Origin of the sequence: Rhodococcus sp. IEGM1339, from assembly GCF_050321925.1 — a bacterium.
Classification (GTDB): Bacteria; Actinomycetota; Actinomycetes; order Mycobacteriales; family Mycobacteriaceae; genus Rhodococcus; species Rhodococcus pyridinivorans.
In genome coordinates this window covers 14,054-34,253 of sequence record NZ_JBNQFT010000034.1, presented here as the reverse complement: position 1 = coordinate 34,253, position 20,200 = coordinate 14,054, and the positions used below count along the sequence as shown (strand labels likewise).

Annotated in this window: 16 protein-coding genes; 6 read left to right on the top strand and 10 right to left on the bottom strand. The window is 61.6% G+C overall.

The genetic code is table 11. The annotated features are described in order from the left end of the window. The 3 genes from ACQR3U_RS22090 to ACQR3U_RS22080 form a co-directional block, all read left to right on the top strand. Nucleotides 1-519: helix-turn-helix domain-containing protein (locus tag ACQR3U_RS22090; RefSeq protein ID WP_428692135.1), on the top strand; the 519-nt coding region annotated here is incomplete at its 5' end. A gap of 142 nt (nucleotides 520-661) precedes the next feature. Continuing rightward, on the top strand, nucleotides 662-1,807 hold the full coding sequence (locus ACQR3U_RS22085) for an acyl-CoA dehydrogenase family protein (RefSeq protein ID WP_230811470.1): 1,146 nt from the start codon (nucleotides 662-664) through the stop codon (nucleotides 1,805-1,807). A 210-nt stretch (nucleotides 1,808-2,017) separates the two neighbouring features. After that, entirely contained in the window at nucleotides 2,018-3,664 is a 1,647-nt protein-coding gene (locus ACQR3U_RS22080) for a flavin-containing monooxygenase (RefSeq protein ID WP_230811469.1), read from the top strand. A 651-nt stretch (nucleotides 3,665-4,315) separates the two neighbouring features. On the opposite strand, the gene nudC is transcribed toward ACQR3U_RS22080, so the two are convergent. Further along, a complete protein-coding gene (nudC, locus tag ACQR3U_RS22075) occupies nucleotides 4,316-5,242 on the bottom strand; it encodes an NAD(+) diphosphatase (RefSeq protein ID WP_230811468.1) in 927 nt (308 codons plus the stop codon). Nucleotides 5,243-5,315: 73 nt separating this feature from the next. Continuing rightward, nucleotides 5,316-5,612 carry a Dabb family protein gene (locus tag ACQR3U_RS22070; protein WP_039584518.1) on the bottom strand — a complete coding sequence of 99 codons (297 nt, stop codon included), beginning with the start codon at nucleotides 5,610-5,612 and terminating at the stop codon, nucleotides 5,316-5,318. Between the two features lie 431 nt (nucleotides 5,613-6,043). Here ACQR3U_RS22070 and ACQR3U_RS22065 point away from each other — a divergent pair, with 431 nt between their 5' ends. Next, a complete protein-coding gene (locus tag ACQR3U_RS22065) occupies nucleotides 6,044-6,976 on the top strand; it encodes an alpha/beta hydrolase (protein WP_230811467.1) in 933 nt (310 codons plus the stop codon). A 354-nt stretch (nucleotides 6,977-7,330) separates the two neighbouring features. Here the strand turns inward: ACQR3U_RS22065 and ACQR3U_RS22060 are convergent, their stop codons facing one another. From ACQR3U_RS22060 to ACQR3U_RS22030, 7 genes are all read right to left on the bottom strand, one after another. Further along, the gene (locus ACQR3U_RS22060) at nucleotides 7,331-8,131 is read right to left on the bottom strand and encodes a crotonase/enoyl-CoA hydratase family protein (protein WP_230811472.1); all 801 of its coding nucleotides are present in this window, start codon (nucleotides 8,129-8,131) and stop codon (nucleotides 7,331-7,333) included. Between the two features lie 166 nt (nucleotides 8,132-8,297). After that, complete coding sequence (locus tag ACQR3U_RS22055; protein WP_230811466.1) at nucleotides 8,298-9,203, bottom strand: alpha/beta hydrolase; 906 nt, start codon at nucleotides 9,201-9,203, stop codon at nucleotides 8,298-8,300. 392 nt (nucleotides 9,204-9,595) lie between these two features. Beyond that, nucleotides 9,596-9,880 (bottom strand): YciI family protein, encoded by a 285-nt coding sequence (locus ACQR3U_RS22050; RefSeq protein ID WP_006550551.1) that lies wholly within the window; start codon nucleotides 9,878-9,880, stop codon nucleotides 9,596-9,598. A 275-nt stretch (nucleotides 9,881-10,155) separates the two neighbouring features. Further along, nucleotides 10,156-11,403 (bottom strand): CaiB/BaiF CoA transferase family protein, encoded by a 1,248-nt coding sequence (locus ACQR3U_RS22045; RefSeq protein WP_230811465.1) that lies wholly within the window; start codon nucleotides 11,401-11,403, stop codon nucleotides 10,156-10,158. Between the two features lie 233 nt (nucleotides 11,404-11,636). Then, nucleotides 11,637-13,085, bottom strand: coding sequence for an aldehyde dehydrogenase (locus ACQR3U_RS22040; protein WP_039957843.1), 1,449 nt, complete (start codon nucleotides 13,083-13,085; stop codon nucleotides 11,637-11,639). Nucleotides 13,086-13,125: 40 nt separating this feature from the next. Next, a complete protein-coding gene (locus ACQR3U_RS22035) occupies nucleotides 13,126-14,766 on the bottom strand; it encodes a flavin-containing monooxygenase (protein WP_230811464.1) in 1,641 nt (546 codons plus the stop codon). An 898-nt stretch (nucleotides 14,767-15,664) separates the two neighbouring features. Beyond that, complete coding sequence (locus ACQR3U_RS22030; RefSeq protein ID WP_085989293.1) at nucleotides 15,665-16,363, bottom strand: helix-turn-helix domain-containing protein; 699 nt, start codon at nucleotides 16,361-16,363, stop codon at nucleotides 15,665-15,667. A gap of 274 nt (nucleotides 16,364-16,637) precedes the next feature. Here ACQR3U_RS22030 and ACQR3U_RS22025 point away from each other — a divergent pair, with 274 nt between their 5' ends. Both ACQR3U_RS22025 and ACQR3U_RS22020 read left to right on the top strand, forming a co-directional pair. Further along, the gene (locus ACQR3U_RS22025; RefSeq protein ID WP_230811463.1) at nucleotides 16,638-17,789 is read left to right on the top strand and encodes an acyl-CoA dehydrogenase family protein; all 1,152 of its coding nucleotides are present in this window, start codon (nucleotides 16,638-16,640) and stop codon (nucleotides 17,787-17,789) included. Then, nucleotides 17,789-18,883 carry an acyl-CoA dehydrogenase family protein gene (locus ACQR3U_RS22020; RefSeq protein WP_230811462.1) on the top strand — a complete coding sequence of 365 codons (1,095 nt, stop codon included), beginning with the start codon at nucleotides 17,789-17,791 and terminating at the stop codon, nucleotides 18,881-18,883. The genes ACQR3U_RS22025 and ACQR3U_RS22020 overlap by 1 nt, the downstream gene beginning before the upstream one ends. A gap of 146 nt (nucleotides 18,884-19,029) precedes the next feature. On the opposite strand, the gene ACQR3U_RS22015 is transcribed toward ACQR3U_RS22020, so the two are convergent. Beyond that, nucleotides 19,030-20,190 carry an iron-containing alcohol dehydrogenase gene (locus ACQR3U_RS22015; protein WP_006550544.1) on the bottom strand — a complete coding sequence of 387 codons (1,161 nt, stop codon included), beginning with the start codon at nucleotides 20,188-20,190 and terminating at the stop codon, nucleotides 19,030-19,032. Nucleotides 20,191-20,200 lie beyond the last annotated feature (10 nt).

The window sequence follows — 20,200 nt, the reverse complement described above, 5'->3', positions numbered from 1 at the left end:
GACGCTGCCGTCGAGCTGGGTGCACCGGTGATCGCCACCGCCACCTCGAGCACCCCCGACGATCTGCGGCATCAGGTGCAGACCCATGTGCGGCGCAGTGTGTGCATCCCGCCGCTGCGCCAGCGCATCGAAGATCTCACCGATCTCGCGCGGGAGTTGCTCGCCGCCGAACTCCCCGACCGTCCGACCCCGCAACTGCAACCGGCCGCGCATCGGGCGTTGATCGACCATCACTGGCCCGGCAACCTGCGCGAACTCGCCTCGGTGCTCAGTACCGCGGCGGCGCGGTCGATGGGATTCGACATCAAACTCGAACATCTGCCCGCCGACTACCGCACCCTCGGCGCCGGCCGCCGGTTGACCTCGCTCGAACGCACCGAACGCGAAGCGATCGTCCGCGCCCTCGACGAGTCCGACGGCAACAAATCCCTCGCCGCCCACCGGCTCGGTGTGGCCCGCTCGACCCTCTACCGCAAGATCCGCGCGCTGGGCCTGGAAAACGAAACATTCGGTTCCTGACCCCTGAAACACTCTGTCGCATAACGGGACATCTCCAACGGCCGGTGAACGAGACGATGATATGGGGTAGGCAATCACTCCTTGCCTCCTCACATCGTCCGTCTGGACGGTGACGTCCACCCGATCCGAAGGATGACCCATCATGAAGCGAACGGTGTACGGCGATGATCACGAGGCTTACCGACACTCTGTCCGCGAGTTTCTCGCTCGATGGTTCGAGCCCCTGGCCGCCGACGTTCGTGCCAACAGGGCATTGCCGCGAGAGTTCTGGCTTGCCGCGGGTAAGCATGACCTGTTGGGACTCGAAGTACCCGAACGATATTCAGGCGTCGAGGCAGGGGATTATCGCTTCAATGCGGTTCTCATCGAAGAATTGGCCAAGATGAATGCCGCGTTGGCGTCGAGCGTGAGTATTCACTGTGACGTCGTGGCGCCGTACCTGGTGCACCTGACCACCGACGAACAGAAGGCGAGGTGGCTCCCAGGACTGTGTTCCGGGGACGTGCTCACCGCCATCGGAATGACCGAACCCGGTGGGGGATCGGATCTGGCCGCACTGAAGACCACCGCAGTGCGGGACGGCAACGGGTGGTTGCTCTCGGGTGCCAAGACATTCATCACCAACGGTTACTCTGCAGACCTGGTGATCATTCCGGCACGTACCTCTCCATCGAAGAAGGCCAAGGGAATTACCCTCTTCGGCGTGGACACCTCCTTGCCCGGATTCGAGCGTGGCCGCAAACTCGACAAGGTCGGACAGGACGAAGCAGACACCGCTGAACTCTTCCTCGACCGGGTGCGCGTCACCGATGACGACGTGATCGGCGAGCTCGATCGAGGATTCATCCACATGATGTCCTTCCTGCCCCAGGAACGACTCGGATGCGCCATTGCCAATCTCGCGCACGCTGCGCAGATTCTGCTCGAGACGATCAACTACTGCCGAGAACGAAAGGCATTCGGGCAGTCCATCGGAACGTTCCAGCACAACAAGTTCTTGCTTGCCGAACTCGTGACACAGCTCGACGTGACACAGGCGTACCTCGACCGCTGCATCGAAGCCCACTCGGAGGGGACGTTGACACCGATCGATGCAGCCAAGGCCAAGTGGTGGACTGCCGAGATCCAGAACCGGATCCTCGATCATTGTGTGCAACTGCACGGGGGATACGGCTACATGAACGAGTACCGAGTGGCACGAGCCTGGCGGGATGCCCGGGTCACGAAGATCTGGGCGGGATCGAACGAAATCATGAAAGAACTGATCGGTCGCGATCTGGGCTTCTGATCTCGGCGTCGTGTACCGATCGTTCTGTCGTGAGTGCAGAAGGTTCGAATGCCGCATGGTAAGCGAATTAGTTTGCGCTGCTTATCAATACGTGTGCCGTATTGAAATGTCTTGACTCGATTTCGGACACTTCACATCACATGTTCGCTTCTACCGTCGTAGATGTCCGGGCGGAAGCACCCCGTCCCGGGAAATCTCCAGGAGGACCACATGACCGAATCCCAGGTCGCCACAGCGACCCGCAGCGGCTCGCGCTCGAACAATGACGTACTCGATGTTCTGATCATCGGGGGAGGATTCTCCGGCCTGTACGCATTGGACCGACTGCGCGATCTCGGTTTCACCGTCAATGTCTGGGACGCCGCGGGTGGATTGGGCGGAATCTGGTGGTGGAACTGCTATCCCGGAGCCCGTACCGACAGCACCGGGCAGATCTACCAGTTCTCGTACAAGGACCTGTGGAAGAAGTACGACTTCACCGAACTGTATCCGGGCCACCAAGGGGTTCGTGAGTACTTCAACTACGTCGACTCACAGCTCGACCTCACCCGCGATGTCGTGTTCGACACTTTCGCCGAAGCATGCACGTGGGACGAGGAAACCCGTCAGTGGACCGTACGGTCCGCCGACGGCAAGATCCAGAAGGCACGGCAGGTCATTGTTGCCACAGGATTCGGCGCCAAGCCGCTGTATCCGAATCTCGAAGGGCTCGATTCCTTCGCCGGTGAGTGCTACCACACTGCGCGCTGGCCTCAAGAGGGCGTGGATATGAGTGGCCGCAAAGTTGTCGTCATCGGTACCGGCGCCAGCGGTGTGCAGGTCGTCCAGGAGGCAGGTCATGTGGCCGAACACGTCACCGTGTTCCAACGCACCCCGAATCTGGCACTTCCGATGCAGCAACGCAAACTCACCCATGACGACAACGAGCACTTCCGGAAGGGACTTCCCGAGCGGTTTGCTACGCGCTACAAGGCGTTTGCCGGCTTCGACTTCGATTTCATTCCGCAGAACGCCACCGACCTGAGTAAGGAAGAGCGCGACGCGATCTACGAGAAGATGTGGGCAGAAGGTGGTTTCGAGATGTGGCTCGGAAACTTCCAGGACATCCTTGTAGATGAGGAGGCCAACCGTACGTTCTACGACTACTGGCGTGGCAAGGTCCTCGAACGGGTCACCGACCCCAAGAAGGCGGCAATCGTCGCACCGGAGACGCCTCCGCACCCCTACGGCGTCAAGCGTCCCTCCCTCGAACAGGACTACTTCGATGTCATCAATCAGGACAATGTCGATGTCATCGACTCCAACGTCACGCCGATTCGACGGGTGCTGCCGCATGGTGTCGAAACCGACGACGGTGTCATCGAATGCGACCTCCTCGTACTGGCAACAGGGTTCGACAACAACCGTGGTGGGATCATGGCCATCGATATCACCGGCGTCGACGGCCTGACGATTCAGGACAAGTGGAAGTCCGGTGTCGACACGTGTCTGGGCCTGTCAACCCGCGGATTCCCGAACATGATGTTCCTGTACGGACCTCAGAGCCCGTCCGGGTTCTGCAACGGCCCGACATCTGCCGAGTACCAAGGCGAAATCGTCGTCGAGTTCCTCGAGTACCTGCGCGAGAAAGGGGCGACACGGTTCGAGAACACCGAAGAGTCCGAGAAGCAGTGGCGCGCACACGTCGACGAGCTTTTCGTGAACTCGATGTTCACGAAGGCACGTTCGTGGTACTGGGGTGCAAACGTGCCCGGTAAGCCGGCGCAGATGCTCAACTACTCAGGAGGAGTCCCTCAGTACTTTGCTCGTTGGAAAGAAATCAAGTCCAACGGTTACGACACCTACGAGACCGACTGACGAGACGGACACGCTTGGGCTACTGGGTCCCCCAGTAGCCCAAGCATCCGTTCGACGGGGCTCACTGCCCTGATCCCCGATGGACATCGACTGCGTCGATGGGGCAATCATGGAACCGAGAGCATTGCCTTCGAGCACGTCGCCGTAGACGAGACGGGCGCGAGCATCGGTGATGCGGTCACGATGTAGGCGAGGCTGATCAAACGCCATCACACGAACACGACGTGGATCGCCCAAGCGAGAGCGTCGACTGTCCAGAGTTTTGGTTCAAACCGAACCGATGACGGACCTGGAGGGGTGTAGCCACGACCCTTACGTGTTGGGGGTGAACCGCCGACAAGTGGGCCGCGCCAGCCGGCAACCACAATACTGTCGACACGAACATAATACTTAATTCCGTTATACAACAACAGTATCCGTCGCCATTCCGCTGAGCTGCATCACCTCCTCCCGGGTGAGCGGCCATTCGTCGCCGATGGGAGTCCTGTCGGCAGCGGCTGACAGGACTCAGCACCGACACACCCGAGGAAAAGGGCACACGATGCAGATCAGGACTGCCGCAGCGCGTGCCCTCGCCTTGCGACTCCGGATCGTCGACCACGAGCGACCCTTGTATCACGATGTCAGGTCGGCGGCGATCGATCCGGACGTTCAGCTAGCAGTTCGCACCCATGCCTCGAGCATGCGCCGTGCGATCGAGACCTTCCCCGGCAGCAACACGGGCGCATCGACCGAACTAGCCCAGTCGCCGGCGGCGAGGGCCTCCTTCACCTCCGCGCGGGAGCACCACACAGCCTCGCAGATCTCACCATCACTGAAGATGAGCGGTTCTCGAGGATCGGCGACGGCATGGAAGCCGAGCATGAGGGAACGCGGAAACGGCCATGGCTGACTTCCGACGTAGGCTACGTCGGAGACAACGAGACCGACCTCTTCCGCAATCTCCCGCGCCACACAGCTTTCGAGCGACTCGCCGGCCTCGACGAATCCCGCTAGCGTTGAGAAGTTCCGCGCCGGCCACGCCGCGTGTCGCGCCAACAGCACGCGGTCCGCCCCGTCATGTACCAGACAAATGATCGCAGGATCGGTCCGCGGGTACTCCTCCCGACCGCACGCAGTGCACACGCGCGTCCAACCACCCGAGGTGATCGTCATCGGCGCCCCGTCCTTGGCGCAGAAGTGGGATTCGTCCTGCCACATCAGCAGGGCCTGCGCGGTGAGATACCGTTCGGCATCAACTGCATCGAGAAGCGCTCCGTGTGACCGCAGGTCACCGAACTCGATGCCCACGCTCTCCATGGGGGCCTCCGTGAGAAACTCGTCCCGTACAGCCCATTGATGCACCGTACCAACGACTCCCAACAAGACCGCGTGTGTCGGAGGTTGGGAACAATAGTCGGCAGCCGACTCGAGGAGCAGTTGTCCATCGATGAGACGAACCTGACCGGCACCGTTCACGCGAAGCAGCTGCGCATCCGGCCATGCCCTCGCCTGCACGGTCGCATCGTCACGTAGCGCCACAGGGCGACTCAAGGCATCACCAGGAAGGGCACCCCCGACACCGTCAGCGTTCACCATTGATCACAACCTTCCGCAACGAGCGACCATGTCGACCGGCACTTCGTTCGTGCGCGTGCGGCCGGCACTGCCGTCAGGCAAACTCGAACTGGATCGACGAGTACGATTCGGACATCACCGAAATGAATTCTTCAACGAGGCGCACATGATCGGGATGGACCAGATATGCGCGGAAGGCGGGGACGTCTTCGAAGATCGCAGATATTGCATAGTCGCCGATCCCGGGCTTGAGGGCGAGGTCCCTTCCGTAACGAAACTCGACGACCTGGGGAATGCTCGCCGATATCGCGTCAAGAGCTTTGTGGAACGATTCGACCTGCTCGTCGGTGATGTCCTTCTTCCAACTGAATGTTACGACATGATGCAACATGATAATCCCTCTCTGGAAGCATAATTCGAGCTCGACACCCGAAGTGAGCGGCACGTTTTTCAGAGCCGCTGATGTGCCCTCACCATGACGTGCGGCGACCGAACATCCCTCCCCGCAGTCCGCGGACGTACAGGGGAACCCACTTCTCGAGAGCGCCTCGGGGGTGAACCCGTTCTCCGGTGGGTTCCCTCGCGGTGCCGGCCCGTCATCGAACGGTGATGGGGAGATTCTGGCCGTCTGTGGGTCACGTGGGTGACGGTAGAACAGTGATGGACCTTCGGTGTGTCCGATTGTGCAACACACATCTCCGAGAACCGGGACAGACGGACAGGTGTGTTGTTTTCGGACACTCGTCCGCTCGGGCCTCCTCGTAGTGTGACTCCACCGACTCGGCGATTGACCAGTCCGCCTATCACATCAAGGAGATCACCATGGCACTCGATCCTGTAGTCGAGCAGTTGATAGATACGTTGAACGAGCAGGGACTGAGGTCGTTCGAGCAGATGAGTGTCGCTGAAGTCCGTGAGGTCATCGAATCCTTCAGCGAACTGCAGGCGCCGAAAGCGGATCTTGCTCGTGTCGTCGACACGGTCTACCCCGGACCGGATGGTGATCAGGCCGTGCGTCTGTACATTCCGGAGTCCGATGCGCCCCTGCCGATTGTGGTGTATATCCACGGCGGCGGATGGGTTGCGGGCAGCCTCGACGTTACCGAGCAGCCTTGTCGCGCGCTGGCCGCGGACGCCCGGGTCATCGTGGCCGCCGTGAGTTACCGGCTCGCTCCCGAACACAAGTTCCCTGCCGCACCCGAAGACGCGTTCGCTGCTCTGAATTGGGTAGTCGACAACGTCGCCGACTTCGGTGGTGATGCGACGCGTGTCGCCATCATGGGCGACAGTGCCGGTGGCAATCTCGCCGCAGTCACCGCCCTTCGGGCACGTGATACCGGCTCACCGGCCCTGTGTGCTCAGGTGTTGGTCTATCCGGTTATCGACGGCACGGCACGCTTCCCGTCATGGGAGGAGAATGCCGAGGGATATTTGATCACCGCGGCAGCAATCGGCTGGTTCTGGGAGCAGTACCTGGCCACACTGGAAGACGCCGAGAACCCGTACGCCTCGCCGGCCAAGGCGAAGAGCTTGGCGGGGCTTCCTCCGACGCTGATGTTGGTCAACGAGTACGAGGTCACACGCGACGAATGCCTGAACTATGGGCGGATGCTGACCGAGCAGGGTGTCCCGGTCCAGGTCGAACTGTATAGCGGTCTTGTCCATGGCGTGTACTGGATGACCGGTGCAGTTCCGCGCAGCGCTGAATTGCACAGCGCGGTTGTCGAATTCCTCGGCAAACAGTTCGCTCGCTGAGTACGAGTGGCCGGTGGCTGTGCCGCAGTCATGTGCTGCGAGTGCAGCCACCCGTTGCTCGCTCAGCGCGTGCCCGCCGGCACACGATTCTCGAGCGCGGGATGTGCACGAGACACGCACACGGTCGTCCGGTTCCTCTGCGGGCAGCTCAGGGAGGTCGAGACGTCCGAATTCGGGCGGATGAACAACATGCTCCTCGTCCTGCCCTGGTACTGAGGTAAACAGTCAGTAGACCAGTGCTCGATCGAAGAGGACTCGTCGAACTTCACGACATCGTTCCTGCTGATGCGGTTGCCTTGCCGAACGTCCACGTGTCCGCACCGCTGATCGAGGAGCTTGCTACGTGAGGCATCGTCACTCGCCGGTGAATGCCGCAGTTCGCTTCTTCATGAGGGCGTTGACTGCTCTCGTGTGATCGGTGGTCTGTTGAACCAGCGCCTGCAGAGCAGCGGACAGTTCGAGGAGGCTGTCGAGGCTCTGGTGCTGCCCTTCGCGCAGGAGTTTTTTTGCCATCCGTACCGAGTGCGGAGGATTGGCGGCGACTCTGCTGGCGAGTGCGCGAGCTTCGTCGAGCAGCTGATCGGGAGGAACGACGTTCGAGACCAATCCCCACTCGAGAGCCTGTGTCGCGTCGACACGGTCGCCCGTGAGGATCATCTCGGCCGCCCGCGCCATACCGACCGCTTTCGGCAACAGCCACGCACCCCCGTCACCCGGGATGATGCCCAGCTTGACGAAGCTCTCAGCAAAGAACGCATTTTCGCTGGCGATTCGGAGGTCGCACATGAGGGCAAGATCGCACCCGGCACCGATTGCAGGGCCGTTCACCGCTGCAATCAAGGGTACGTCGCAGTTGTACATCGCTCGTGGGATCCTTTGTATCCCGGCGCGATAGCCATCGCGTTGTTCGTGAGGTTTCCCGCCGAACAGGCCCTGGCGATTCGCCATGTCCTTGACGTTGCCGCCGGCGGAGAAGGTCGATCCCGCGCCGGTGACAATGACAGCGCGTACCCCGTAATCGGCGTTGACGGCATCCACGCATGCGACCAATGCGTCGACGACATCCATCCCTGAGACTGGGTTACGTTCAGCCGGCCGATTGATCGTCCACGTTTCGATGAATCCGTCGCGTTCTACGAGAACTGGATTTTCCATGTATGTGTCTTCCCGATCTTCACTGCAATCGATGGTTCGGATAATGCACTGCTGACTGGCATGCGAACGGACTCGGCGGCAGTCTGGTCGAAGCAGACCGCCGCCGAGACACGTTCCTCCTTCGTCGGCGCGCTTTGCTTTCAGCTGCACGCCCCACACGCGGTGTTCAGGCGAGCCCCAACTTCGGCCGTAGCCACTGGGCGATCCGGTTCAGGGCTTGATCCGCCTCGGGTGCTCGTCCCGCGTTGAAGTGGAAGACATGCTGCTGTTCGTCGACCACGTCGAGCACGGCCTCGCCCCCTGCCTTTTCGATCAATTCGACGACCCGGCGCGAGTCGTCGAGCAGAGTCTCGTAGCCGCCGACCGATACATAGACGGGAGGGAAGTCTGTGTAGTCCCTGAGCAGCGGGTTTGCCCGCGGGTCCGTTGCTTCCGAGAGATCGGTGAGGAAATTCTCTCGCATCATCTCGAGGACTGCCCTCTTGGCCAGGACGTCGACTGCGTCGTTCGATTCGATCGTCAACCCCTTGATCTCCATATCGAGCCACGGCGAAAGAGCGACGACGGCGGCCGGAATGGGAAGTGCCATACCCGCAAGTTCGAACACGGTCGAGATGGCGAGATGTGCGCCTGCCGAGTCGCCGACCGTCGCCGTATGTTCTGCCTTGTAGCCCTGCGTACGGAGCCACTTGTGCACGGCAATGCAATCTTCGAGCTGTGCTGGATGCTTTGCCTCCGGCGCGAGCCGGTAGTCCACCACGAGTGCGTGAACTCCTGCCAGCTTGGCGAGGTGTGCGGCAAGCTTGCGATGGGAAAAGCGTGAACCTGTCACGAATCCGCCGCCGTGCGTGAAGACGATCACCCGGTCTTCGGCGGCGCCCAGCGGCTTGGCCCATGTTGCCGGCACACCGTTGGCTGTCACTTCTTCATACGTGACATCGGTGGGTTCGATGGTGGGAAGATGCCATTCTTCGAACATGTCTCGCTGACCTGCGAGATCCATACCTTCGGACCGTCGAAGCCAGGACGAGTACAGGTCGTTGAGGAACAGCGATTCTTTGCTCACGGACATGTGTTGCTCACTTTCATCACCGGTCGAGAAGGAAATTGACTGATCAGGAAGGCGTGAAGCTGGTGTATCGCGTACGCACGGTGTCACCCCACCCAGTCGGCTGATCAGAAAAGGCCGCTAGGGAAGGTCAACGATTGCCTCGGATTGTCGAAATGTCGATACTCATCGACCGCCACATCGGTTCGGCGTCGAGGCTTGCGCCGTCGAGGCGGTGATGTGATGGTTCCGCGATGTCGCTGATCGAACTTTTCGCATCCGTCGCTCACTATGCGAACGCACAGATGCAAGTTGTGCGGGTCGTTTGTGCCGACGCTACTGGAAGAGTGCTGATTGCAACTCGATGTAGAGATGCCGCAACTTCTTTCCATCGAGGTGGAGCAGCCGGGTCGTCCTCAGATCCCTACGAGGGGGCCGATGACGGGCTTCCACTGGTAGATGCTCTGGTCGACGACAACACCCTGCGTGACATACGGGTCCTTGGCGAGCAGGGCCTGCAGGTCGTCTTCGCTGTCCGCCTTGAACACGAGCAACGCGCCGGCCCCGTCGGCCCAGGCGCCCGCTTCCTGCAGCACGCCTTTGGCGGCCGCGTCCTTGACGAAGACCAGGTGGTCGGCATGAGCAGCCTCTTTGACGGATGCGTCAGTGGTGTACGACCAGATAACAGCGAACAGGGCCATGGTCACTCCTTGAGTGGGATACGGGATGTGAAACGGTGCGGATATTCAGGAGAATGCGCACTTGAGAACGCTAGAAGAAGGGATGAGGTCACCAGTGTCCTATTTTGCAACACCTGTTGGTGAACGACGACGAATACAAAACGGAGAGAACGTGATCGGCGTTGAACGGCCGAACGACGATTTGGCTTGCATACGGTCGGTGACCTTGCCCGCAGCTGTGTATGGAACCAGCTCTGCTGGTAGGCATGGCCAAGATCCGCCGTGCAGGTGAGCTGTTACTCGGGCAGTGCCCCGGCGGCGCGCAGCTGCTCGATATCGTCTTCGAGAAGTCCGAGTTCTGTTAGCACAGTATCGGTATCGGCGCCACGGTCGCGCGGCCCGAACCGCACAGCACCGGGGGACCCAGCGAGTTTGACAGGTACGCCGAGACCTCGGTAGCCGTCGCACTCGACCACCATCTCGCGGTGACGGACCTGCGGTAGCGAAAGGGCCTCTCCGACATTGTTGACCGACCCCGACGGCACCCCGGCCCGACGCAACTGAGCCGCCAAAGATTCGCGCTGCCAGGCCTTGACGAGGCCGCCGAGGATGTCGCGCAGTTGAGCTGCGTTTGCCATCCGGTCGGAGTTGGTGACGAATCTCGGGTCGTCGGCCAGGTCTGAAGCGTCGAGCGCCACGACCAGAGCGCGGAACTGCCGGTCGTTGCCGGCACCGATGAAGAAGGGGCCATCGGCGCAGGTGAACGTCTCATAGGGACAGATCGTCGGGTGTGCCACGCCCGTCCGCTCCGGCGCGACGCCGGTGGCAAACCACTTGCCGGCGTGTGGGTGCAGGATCGACACAGCGTTGTCGAGTAGTGCCAGATCCACGAGTTGCCCGCGTCCGGTCTTGTGCCGCACGTGGAGTGCCATGAGGATGCCGTTCACAGCGTTGAGACCCGTGATGATGTCGACCAGAGGGATCCCGATCCGCATGGCATCACCGTGGGGCTCACCGTTGATGCTCATCAGCCCCGACAGGGCTTGGAGAATTGCGTCGTAGCCGGGAGCACCCCCGAGCGGCCCGTCGACTCCGTACCCGGTGATTCGACAGTGCACGAGTTGTGGGAATTGACCGGCGAGTACGTCGTCGGCAAGTCCCCACTTCGCAAGTGTGCCTGCCTTGAAGTTTTCGATGACGACGTCGGCTTCGGCAAGCATGGTGCGCAGCAGTTGTTGGCCGGCCTCGGTACGCAGATCCACACTGATGTTCCGCTTGTTGCGGTTCAAGCCATCGAAGTAGGCACTGTGGTCATCCTTGACGAAAGGTGGTCCCCAGCTGCGTGTGTCATCACCAGTCGGTGGCTCCACCTTGATCACGTCGGCACCGTGATCGGCAAGCACTTGCGCACACAGCGGGCCGGCCAGCACCCGCGAAAGATCGACGACCCGGATGTCGGTGAGTGCGCCGGTCCGCGGACGTGGAGTCTCGGATGCGGATTCTCGAGTCTCGGCCGGGAGGATGGCAGATGAGGATTCAGGCATGATTGCTCATTCTGTGCGGTTGGAAGTCGCTGGCCTCCGGAGGGAAGGACAAAGCATGAACGGCGATCTTCAGCCATCGCTGAACTGCATCGACCGCCGGTAGTTGCCCATAGTCAGCGAGTCTGAAGGCTACGGGCATGCTCCGTGTAGCTACTCGGTCCTTCCATCGGGATGAAGTCTCCGGCTGGGCGCATTGTCGGGTCGATATGGAGGGTCTGCGGGCGTTGCGAACCCTAGACGTATATCGACTTGTACTCGAGGTAGAAGTCCAGGGACTCGGGTCCGAATTCGCGGCCGACTCCGCTGTTCTTCACGCCACCGAACGGGGAGCCGGTATCGAGGGAGTAGTAGTTCACTCCCACGGTTCCGGATCGAATACGCGACGCGACGTCCAAGCCGTGTTCGGTGTCTTCCGTGAAGACGACTCCTCCCAAACCGAATGGTGTGTCGTTCGCCATGTTGATGGCGTCCTCTTCGGTCTCATAAGGGATGACGGAGATGACAGGTCCGAAAATCTCTTCCTGTGCCAGCGGACTGCGATTATCGACACCCTCGAAGATGGTGGGAGACACGAACCAGCCGCGGGGACATTGCTCAGGGGAGTCGGTTCCGCCACGGATCGTTCGGAATCCCTCGGACTGACCCAGACGGATGTAACTTCTCACCCGCTCCCGATGCTGCTCGCTTACCATAGGGCCCATGGTTACCGACTCGTCGAGTGGGTCTCCCATGACCAATCCGTCTACGTAGGACGCCAGAGCGTCAATGATCTCGCTGGACCTACCGTGGGGAACCAAGATGCGGGAATTGGTGGTGCATGTCTGTCCCCCGTTCTTGAGCACGGCGTCTTTGAGGCCTCCGGCAAAGACGTCGAGGTCGGCATCGGGGAGCACAATGGCTGCGGACTTTCCTCCGAGCTCCAGGGAGACTCTCTTGAAACTGCGGCCGGCGACCTCACCGATCGCTTGACCTGCTGCAGTAGATCCGGTGAAGGCGATCTTGTCGACATCGGGATGGGCTACAAGAGCTTTGCCTGCATGAACGCCACCGGCAACGATGTTGAGGACGCCAGGTGGTAGACCGGCCTCCTCGGCTGCCTCTGCAAGTACATACGCATCGAGTGACGTCTCCGGCGCCGGCTTGAGAACTACAGTGCATCCTGCAGCCAGTGCCGGCCCGATCTTGGCCATGGCCAAGAGCTGCGGATAGTTCCAGGCAGTGATCGCGCCGACGACTCCTACGGGTTCTTCTCGAACGATGGTAGAGCCCATGCTGCTGGGACGGCGTGTCTCGAATGTACGTTTCTCGATGAGATCTGCCATCGACCGCAGGATCGCTACCGGAGCTGTTGCGCTTGTGCTCACCGACAAGGAGGAAATCATTCCGGTCTGCCGGCTTACGAGCTCTGCAGTCGATCTTCCTCGACGCTCGAGGCTGTCAGCGAAGCGCCGCATCACTGCAGCTCGCTCGTGAGGGGTGCTGCGCCCCCACGGTCCTTTCTGGAGTGCGGCCCGTGCGGCGTGCACAGCCGCATCGATCTCCTCGGGTCCGCCCATCGCAGCAACACCCAGGGGGCGCTCGGTTGCTGCCTCGAACACCGGTGCCAGATCGGAGGTGCTCGCTTTGCGCCATTGGCCGTCGATGAAGAAAAGTTCACGTTCAATGCTGTTGATGACAGGCATTATTCACTTCTTCCGAGGTTGAATCCGATTGAGCGAAACCTCACGATACCCGCAGTCCGTCGGTATATCCTGCCGCCTTTTCCTTGTGCCAGAAATCCAGGTACATGGGCAGCCCATTCAGATACTGAAGCATCTGAGGCTTCTTGCCGGGGATGTTGCTGCTGTTGTACCAGGACTTTGCATGCTTGAACAGCGCCATGTCATCGGTACCGTTGATGTGATCGGTCCAGGCCTGGTCAGCTTCGGGAGTCGATTCGAACCGGGTAAGGCCCTCCGACCGAAGAAATTCGAGGAACTCGACTATGACCTCACCTTGAAGCTCCGCGTTCGTGGACCCGTTAGCAAAGGCGGCGGGGCTCTGTGGACCGTACACGAACATGGCGTTGGGAAAACCGGAGGTGAATGCGCCGAGGTATGCGTCGACGCCCTTGCGCCACTTCTCACCAAGGGTGACGCCAGCGGAGTTGCGGACCTCCATTGCAGTGAGCGCACCCGTATTATTGTTGAATCCGGTTGCGAGTACGATGATGTCGAACTCTCCGTGCTCGATACCATCGGATGTGCGAAATCCGGTTTCTGTGAACCCGGTGATCGGTGCCTCCTGGATGGAGACGAGTTCGACGTTCTCCTGGTTCATCACCTCGTAGTAGTTCTGGTGCAGGGCCGGCCGCTTGGCTCCGAACGGATGCGGAGCTACGTCAGGTACCAGCAGGTCGGCCTTCACCGGGTCGAGGATCTGCGGCTTGATCTTGCTCTTCCAGAACTCGTAGACCATCGAGTTGGTTTCTTCGCTGAAGAGATAATCGGAGAAGTTCCCGAGCCAGAATGCGAATCCGCCCTGGTTCCACAGACGTTCGAACAGTGCGAGACGCTCTTCCTCGGATGTGTCGACGCCGTTTCGGGGATCGAACTCGTAGTCGATCGCGGCGAAGGTTTCGCGACACTTGTCCGCCACATCCGGCATGGCCTCCTTCAGGGCCGCTTGCCTCTCCTCGGAGAGGTGCTCCTGGTGCATGGGCAACGAGAGGTTCGGCGTCCGCTGGAAGACGGTGAGTTTCTCGACGACAGGGCCGGCTTCCTGGACTACTTGGACTGCGCTGGCGCCGGTACCGATGATGGCAACTCGTTTTCCGGTCATGTCGATATCGTCTCGCCACCGCGCGGTGTGGACGAGTTCACCTCGATAGGCGTCCATTTCGGGGATATTCGGGATGTAGGGTTCGGTAGTCGATCCCGTTGCGAACACGACGAAGCGTGCGCGGAAGCTCTCATCGTTCTGTGAGACGAGAGTCCACATCCGCTCGTCCTCGTCGAACGTCGCGCTGACGACCTTGGTGTTGAAGCGTGAATCCTTGCTCAGGTCCAGTTTGGAGTCGACATAGGCGAAGTAACTGCGCATCTCCTCGTGGTCCGGGAACATCTGTGAGAAGTTCCAGTCCTTCCAAAGGTTTTCATCGGTGAATTGGTAGACGGGCGCATGGCTGTCGACTCGTGCGCCTGGGTAGCGGTTCAGGCTCCAGGCGCCACCGAAGCCCCCACTGGCTTCGAGTAGAACTACGGAGCACCCTCTGTCCCGAAGGTTGCGCAGTTGATAGATTCCGCCGAAACCGCCGCCGACCACGATGACGTCGTAATCCTGTGTTTCCGTCGTGGCGTGCTCGGGTAGATGGGTTGATGTCATGGGTCTAAACCTTTCCGAGGCTGAGGTGCGGGCAGGAATCCGGGGCGTTGTGCCCGACTTTGCTTTCCGAAAGTCAAACGGCCTGTCGGAGTTGCGACCTCGTTGCGTATGCGATGTGGCATGGGTCACGAAGATGGAATGAATCGACAATAGCGACGCCTCAAAAAATCCGCAACTAGAAATAAAAATACGTAAATAAGTAATCAGAGGTTTGCGGTGAGGTTCATGTGTCTTCTCGAGACGAGGGGAGCCGAGCCGGGGCAAAGGGTCTTCGTTGTTGGGGGGGTTTGACACTCGGGTGGGCTCAGGCCGGGTTGCCCGGTGCCGGCGGCACATCGACGAATGCGGGACCTGGGTTCCGCCCGATGCTGCAGACGGTGCTGCGGCGACGACGTGGGCAAAGCGAACCCGCTGTTGTGGAGTGCTTGCGCGAGGTTGTCCTGCGGCCGGCCGGAGATCAGGAGTATGTCAGCAACGTGAATGGCGGCTAGGGGATGCGAGACATGTTCGGGCGCACCTTCCTCCGCTGTGATCGAAGGCGTCTGCAGGATTCTGCCGACCGCTACGGTCTGCGGCGTTCGATCCGGAAGTCGCGCCGCGTGGAAGCGCGCCCTCCGATGGATCCGGCGACCGAGCGGCACACCGGGAATCGATCATCTGTTAGGTCAGGTGGCGAGATCGAGCAGGCGGGTCCGATCGCGATGTGAGGGTCACGCTCGTCCGAGAGGCGGCCGCCCGACCGTCGCGTGTTGCTCACGGATGCGGTCGCTTACCGGGTGGCCGCGACGACCCTCGTCCGTTCTTGCGTAAGCCGGGGATGATGGGGTGCGGCGTCGGTCGACACGGACGTCGAGCAGGGTCGACTTACTCGTCGAGGGGCCAGTGTCCATGGTGCAGGTTAGCGAAAGCCCCACTTGGTGGCGTACCGCAGGCAGATCTCGACGAGTTCGTCCTGCCGTTCGACGATGGTTTCCCGTATCCCGACCACGCCGAGGGTGGCGATGGTCCGGCCGCGTTCTCTGAGGGCGACCGATACCCCGTCTGCATGTTCAACGGCCACACCGGGTGCCACGCATACGCCGGTGTTCTCGAGTTCATCGAGTGAGTGCAGGAAGCGCTCGACGAAGTCGGCGTCGGTGGGTGGTCGAGAGTTGAGGTACGCCCAGATGTCACGTTGATCGCGATCGGCCAGCAAGAGCCATCCTGCAGAGGTGCGCAGGAGGGATCGGCGCACCCGGTTTTCTGCCAGGTATGCGTAATGCGGGTCGGAAGAAACGTGATCGACGTAGAACAGGTCGTCGCCGACAGATGTGGACAGTGTGGTGGTCAACCCGGTCTCGGCGTGGACCTGCTCGAGCTGATCATGGCTGATCGAGGTGACCGGAGGTCGGCCGGCGATGACGTTGAGAAGATAGGGTGCGGTGCCGAGGGTGTAGATCCGGTCGCGCTCGTCGAGGTAGCCGACGGCGACGAGGCCGTTGATCAGGCCCTGGACCGAACTGACGGGCGCGGCGAGTGCCCGTGCGATAGCGGTGAGGGTGAGGCCGTTTTCGGACCGGGCTACGAGTTCGAGGATCGAAGCCACCCGATCGACCATGCGGTGCCGGGGACGGCCGGGAACCTTCTCGACCGGCACGGCTCCGGGGGGCCCAGGAGTGTCAGCCATTTCGTGAGCCTATCAACAGGGAGAACTCCTCCAACCGATACATAATTACGTAAGATAATTCGCTATTGCGTAGATGTCGAGAACTGGATAGTGTCCCCCGAGAGGGGGTCGGCGTTCGCCCCCGATCCGACCGCCACTTACTCGGCGGCGAAACTCACGCGAGCATGTCGGGCGTCGCCCAGCCGGAACTTCCTATGGAGGCACTATGAATTCCTCCGTCGCGCCGCCGACGACGGTGACCACTGATGAAATGGATGCTCTACGCGCCGAGGTACGCACCTTTATCGACAACGAAACTGCGGCAGGAACACTCACGCCGGGCATCGACACCTGGCTCACCCGGTGGGACGAGGACTTCACCCGCCGCCTTGCCGAGCACGGTTGGGTAGGAATGACCATCCCGACCGAGTACGGCGGGCACGGCCGGACCCATCTCGAGCGTTTCGTCGTCACCGAGGAGCTGCTCGCGGTAGGCGCACCGGTTGCAGCGCAATGGGTGGCAGACCGCCAGATTGCGCCGTCGTTGTTGAAGTACGGCACCGAAGAGCAGAAGCGCAAGTACCTTCCCCGAATTGCCGCAGGTGAGTGCTTCTTCGGCATAGGAATGAGTGAGCCCGACTCAGGATCGGACCTGGCCAGTGTCCGGACCCGCGGGACCCGCGTGGACGGCGGCTGGACCGTCACCGGCACCAAAGTGTGGACCTCGGGCGCCCACCACGCTGAGGCGTTCATCGTGCTGGCCCGCACGGAACCACTCGACACGGCACACCGCCACGCGGGACTGAGCCAGTTCATCGTTGACCTCCGTTCCCGAGGCGTGACGATCCGACCGATCATTTCCCTCTCCGGCGACCACCACTTCAACGAGGTGGTTCTGGACGAGGTATTCGTTCCCGACGCCATGGTCTTCGGCACGTTGGGCAACGGATGGGAACAGGTCAACTCGGAGCTTTCCTTCGAGCGCAGTGGACCCGAGCGTTTCCTTTCGACCTTCCGGCTCCTGGCTGCCGAGATCGGCGCGGTCCGAAAGGGACTGCTGCCCGAGCGCACCGATCTGGGACGTTCTGTGGCCCGGATGGTCGGACTGCACGCACTGAGCCAGAACATCGCCGGAGCCCTTCAACGTGGCGAGAAGGCCGACACTGCCGCCGCCCTGGTCAAGCTCCTCGGTACCAGCATGGAAGGCGACCTCGTCGAGTACGTCTCTGATCGGTTGGGCGACGAGAGGATGGACGGGCAGGCAGAAATCGGGGCTCTGTGCAGAGCCGGACTACACCAGCGTCCGGGGTTCACACTCCGCGGCGGTACCAACGAAATCCTGCGCGGCGTGATCGCGCGGGGGCTGGGGATGCGCTGATGACCACGACCGCGATCACAATCGATCTTGCCGTAGACCGGGATCTCCAGGACCTCATGGACGATCTTGTCGCTGGGCACTCGGGGCCGGACATCGAACCGGATCCGGCCGCTGTGTGGGCCACCTTGGGTGCGGTCGGACTCGCCAGGCTGACCGCACCCGAGGAGACCGGGGGCAGCGGCGCGGGTTGGGTCGAGGCCGCTGCTCTGTTGCGCACGACCGCCGCTGGCGGCGTGGCCGTGCCCTTCGCCGAGACCGATCTGTTGGCAGGTCCCTTGCGGCGTGCGGCCGGCCTCGACGACTCATCGTCGGGCACAGCGACCGTCGCCGTCCTGAGGGCGGACGGCCTCGCGCGACGTGTGCCGTGGGCTGGTGTCACCGGGTCCGTTGTCTGCGTGCGGCGGGTCGATGCGGGCTACGAACTCGCGGACGTGCCCACCGATCGGCTGACCGTCGAGGCGGTCGAGGGGATCTCCGAGGTGCCCCTCGGGTCGGTCCAGGTCGACGGTGACGTTACTTGGTCACCGGTGGACACTCGTGCCGTCGAGGGCTATGTCCTGCGCGGCGCTCTCATCCGTGCGATCCAATGTGTCGGCGCTATGGAGGGCATGCTGGCTTCGGCGGTTGCGCACACCACCGACCGCGCTCAGTTCGGGCGCCCTCTGGCGCGGTTCCAGTCCGTGCAGAACCTCGTGGTCGACACTGCGGCCGAGTCCGTCCTTGCCGGTGCCGCCGTCGACACTGCTCTCGCAGATGCTGTTACCGACGATCTTGCCGGCGACCTTTCGGCGTTTCGTGTCGCAGTGGCCCGCAGTGTGGTCTCGCAAGCGCTGGCTGTGGCGGTGCGCAACACTCACCAAGTGCATGGCGCAATCGGCACCACCCATGAGCACACCCTCCATCGGCTCACCCTGCCTGCGTTGCAGTGGCGTTCGGAATTCGGGTCCGCTGCGTTCTGGGAGCGTCAGCTCAGCCGCGCTGCCGTCGACGCCGGTATGGACGGGACCTGGCCGATGATCGTCGAGGGTACGCGGATCACGGGTCCAGCTTCTGCCTATCTCGATGCTGTTTCGGGACGTTCACGTCCTGACTGAGTGCATGCGTTCCTGACGACGGTGACATCGCCGGGGTGCGAGCTCCCCGGCGATGGGGCGGCCGAGCGGCAGGACCGAAAGGGTCCTGCCGCTCGAGCTCTCACCTCTGACTTGTCGGAGGACGCGGGGTGTGGATTGCATCCACGCTAGTCGTAGACCTCGACGTACAGTTCGGCGATTTCGTCGACAGTGGGCACAACCGGGTTGTTGCCCGGCGAACCCGAATCGAGCGCCTGTTGCGCCATCAGTGGGATCAGATCGTTCCAGCGAGTTCGGTCGATGCCGTGGTCACGGGGAGTGGGAACAGCCAGGTCATGACATAGTTCGGCCAGGGAGTCGACGAGGGACTGCGCGGCGATACCGTCACCGGTGGCTTCGGTGGCCACACCGATTGCCCTGGCACAGTCCGCGTACCGTGACTCGGCGCCCTTGACGGAGAATGCGGTGATCGCCGGGAGCAGCATGGCGTTGGACAGTCCGTGCGCGACATGGAAGTGCGCGCCGATGGGTCGGCTCATTCCGTGAACGAGGGCCACGCTTGCGTTCGAGAACGCCATGCCGGCCTGGGTGGCGGCGAGCATCATGGCTTCTCGCGCTTGCTTGTTCTCACCGTCTTCATACGCGGTGCGCAGATTCTGGCCGATGGTGCGCATGGCTGCGAGCGCGAGGCCGTCGGAGACAGGGTTGGCTTTTCGGCTTACATACGCCTCGATCGCATGGGTAAGTGCATCGACTCCTGTATCGGCAGTCAGGCGAGGGGGCATGGACATTGTCAGTTCGAAGTCCACGATTGCTGCGATGGGCAGGAAGGACAGGCCTGGACAGAGCATCTTCTCGTCCGTGACGCTGTCACTGATGATGGTGAACTGCGTAGCCTCCGAGCCGCTGCCGGCGGTGGTCGGGATCGCGACGACGGGAAGCGCTGGTCCGGTGTAGACGTGCGGGACCTTGTAGTCCCGCATCCGGCCCCCGCGGACCCCGAGGACGGCCAGCGCCTTCGCAGTATCCATCGGGCTGCCGCCACCGAAGCCGATCACCGAGTCGGCGTTGTGATCGGCGAGCAGGGCGAGCCCTGTTTCGAGGGAGTCGGTGGTGGGGTCGGGAACGGTGTCGTCGAACAGGGCTGGTGTGATGCGTGCTTCGCGCAGGAGGGTCAAGATCCGTTCGGACGCGCCAGTCGAGGTGAGGAACTTGTCGGTCACCACTACCGGGCGCTGCAATCCGAGTTGACGGATCACGTCCCCGATGTCGTCGATGGTGCCCCCGCCGATTCGCAGGAACCGTGGGAAGGCGATCTGGATACTCATGGTGCCGTCC

What these genes read in the sequence shown, in the direction of transcription:
- ACQR3U_RS22050 (WP_006550551.1), bottom strand. Translation starts at nt 9,880, where the DNA reads ATGGCCCTGTTCGCTGTTATCTGGTCGTACACCACTGACGCATCCGTC.
- ACQR3U_RS22025 (WP_230811463.1), top strand. Translation starts at nt 16,638, where the DNA reads ATGAATTCCTCCGTCGCGCCGCCGACGACGGTGACCACTGATGAAATG.
- ACQR3U_RS22070 (WP_039584518.1), bottom strand. Translation starts at nt 5,612, where the DNA reads ATGTTGCATCATGTCGTAACATTCAGTTGGAAGAAGGACATCACCGAC.
- nudC (WP_230811468.1), bottom strand. Translation starts at nt 5,242, where the DNA reads ATGGTGAACGCTGACGGTGTCGGGGGTGCCCTTCCTGGTGATGCCTTG.
- ACQR3U_RS22035 (WP_230811464.1), bottom strand. Translation starts at nt 14,766, where the DNA reads ATGACATCAACCCATCTACCCGAGCACGCCACGACGGAAACACAGGAT.
- ACQR3U_RS22020 (WP_230811462.1), top strand. Translation starts at nt 17,789, where the DNA reads ATGACCACGACCGCGATCACAATCGATCTTGCCGTAGACCGGGATCTC.
- ACQR3U_RS22080 (WP_230811469.1), top strand. Translation starts at nt 2,018, where the DNA reads ATGACCGAATCCCAGGTCGCCACAGCGACCCGCAGCGGCTCGCGCTCG.
- ACQR3U_RS22055 (WP_230811466.1), bottom strand. Translation starts at nt 9,203, where the DNA reads ATGTCCGTGAGCAAAGAATCGCTGTTCCTCAACGACCTGTACTCGTCC.
- ACQR3U_RS22085 (WP_230811470.1), top strand. Translation starts at nt 662, where the DNA reads ATGAAGCGAACGGTGTACGGCGATGATCACGAGGCTTACCGACACTCT.
- ACQR3U_RS22045 (WP_230811465.1), bottom strand. Translation starts at nt 11,403, where the DNA reads ATGCCTGAATCCTCATCTGCCATCCTCCCGGCCGAGACTCGAGAATCC.
- ACQR3U_RS22015 (WP_006550544.1), bottom strand. Translation starts at nt 20,190, where the DNA reads ATGAGTATCCAGATCGCCTTCCCACGGTTCCTGCGAATCGGCGGGGGC.
- ACQR3U_RS22065 (WP_230811467.1), top strand. Translation starts at nt 6,044, where the DNA reads ATGGCACTCGATCCTGTAGTCGAGCAGTTGATAGATACGTTGAACGAG.
- ACQR3U_RS22030 (WP_085989293.1), bottom strand. Translation starts at nt 16,363, where the DNA reads ATGGTCGATCGGGTGGCTTCGATCCTCGAACTCGTAGCCCGGTCCGAA.
- ACQR3U_RS22040 (WP_039957843.1), bottom strand. Translation starts at nt 13,085, where the DNA reads ATGCCTGTCATCAACAGCATTGAACGTGAACTTTTCTTCATCGACGGC.
- ACQR3U_RS22060 (WP_230811472.1), bottom strand. Translation starts at nt 8,131, where the DNA reads ATGGAAAATCCAGTTCTCGTAGAACGCGACGGATTCATCGAAACGTGG.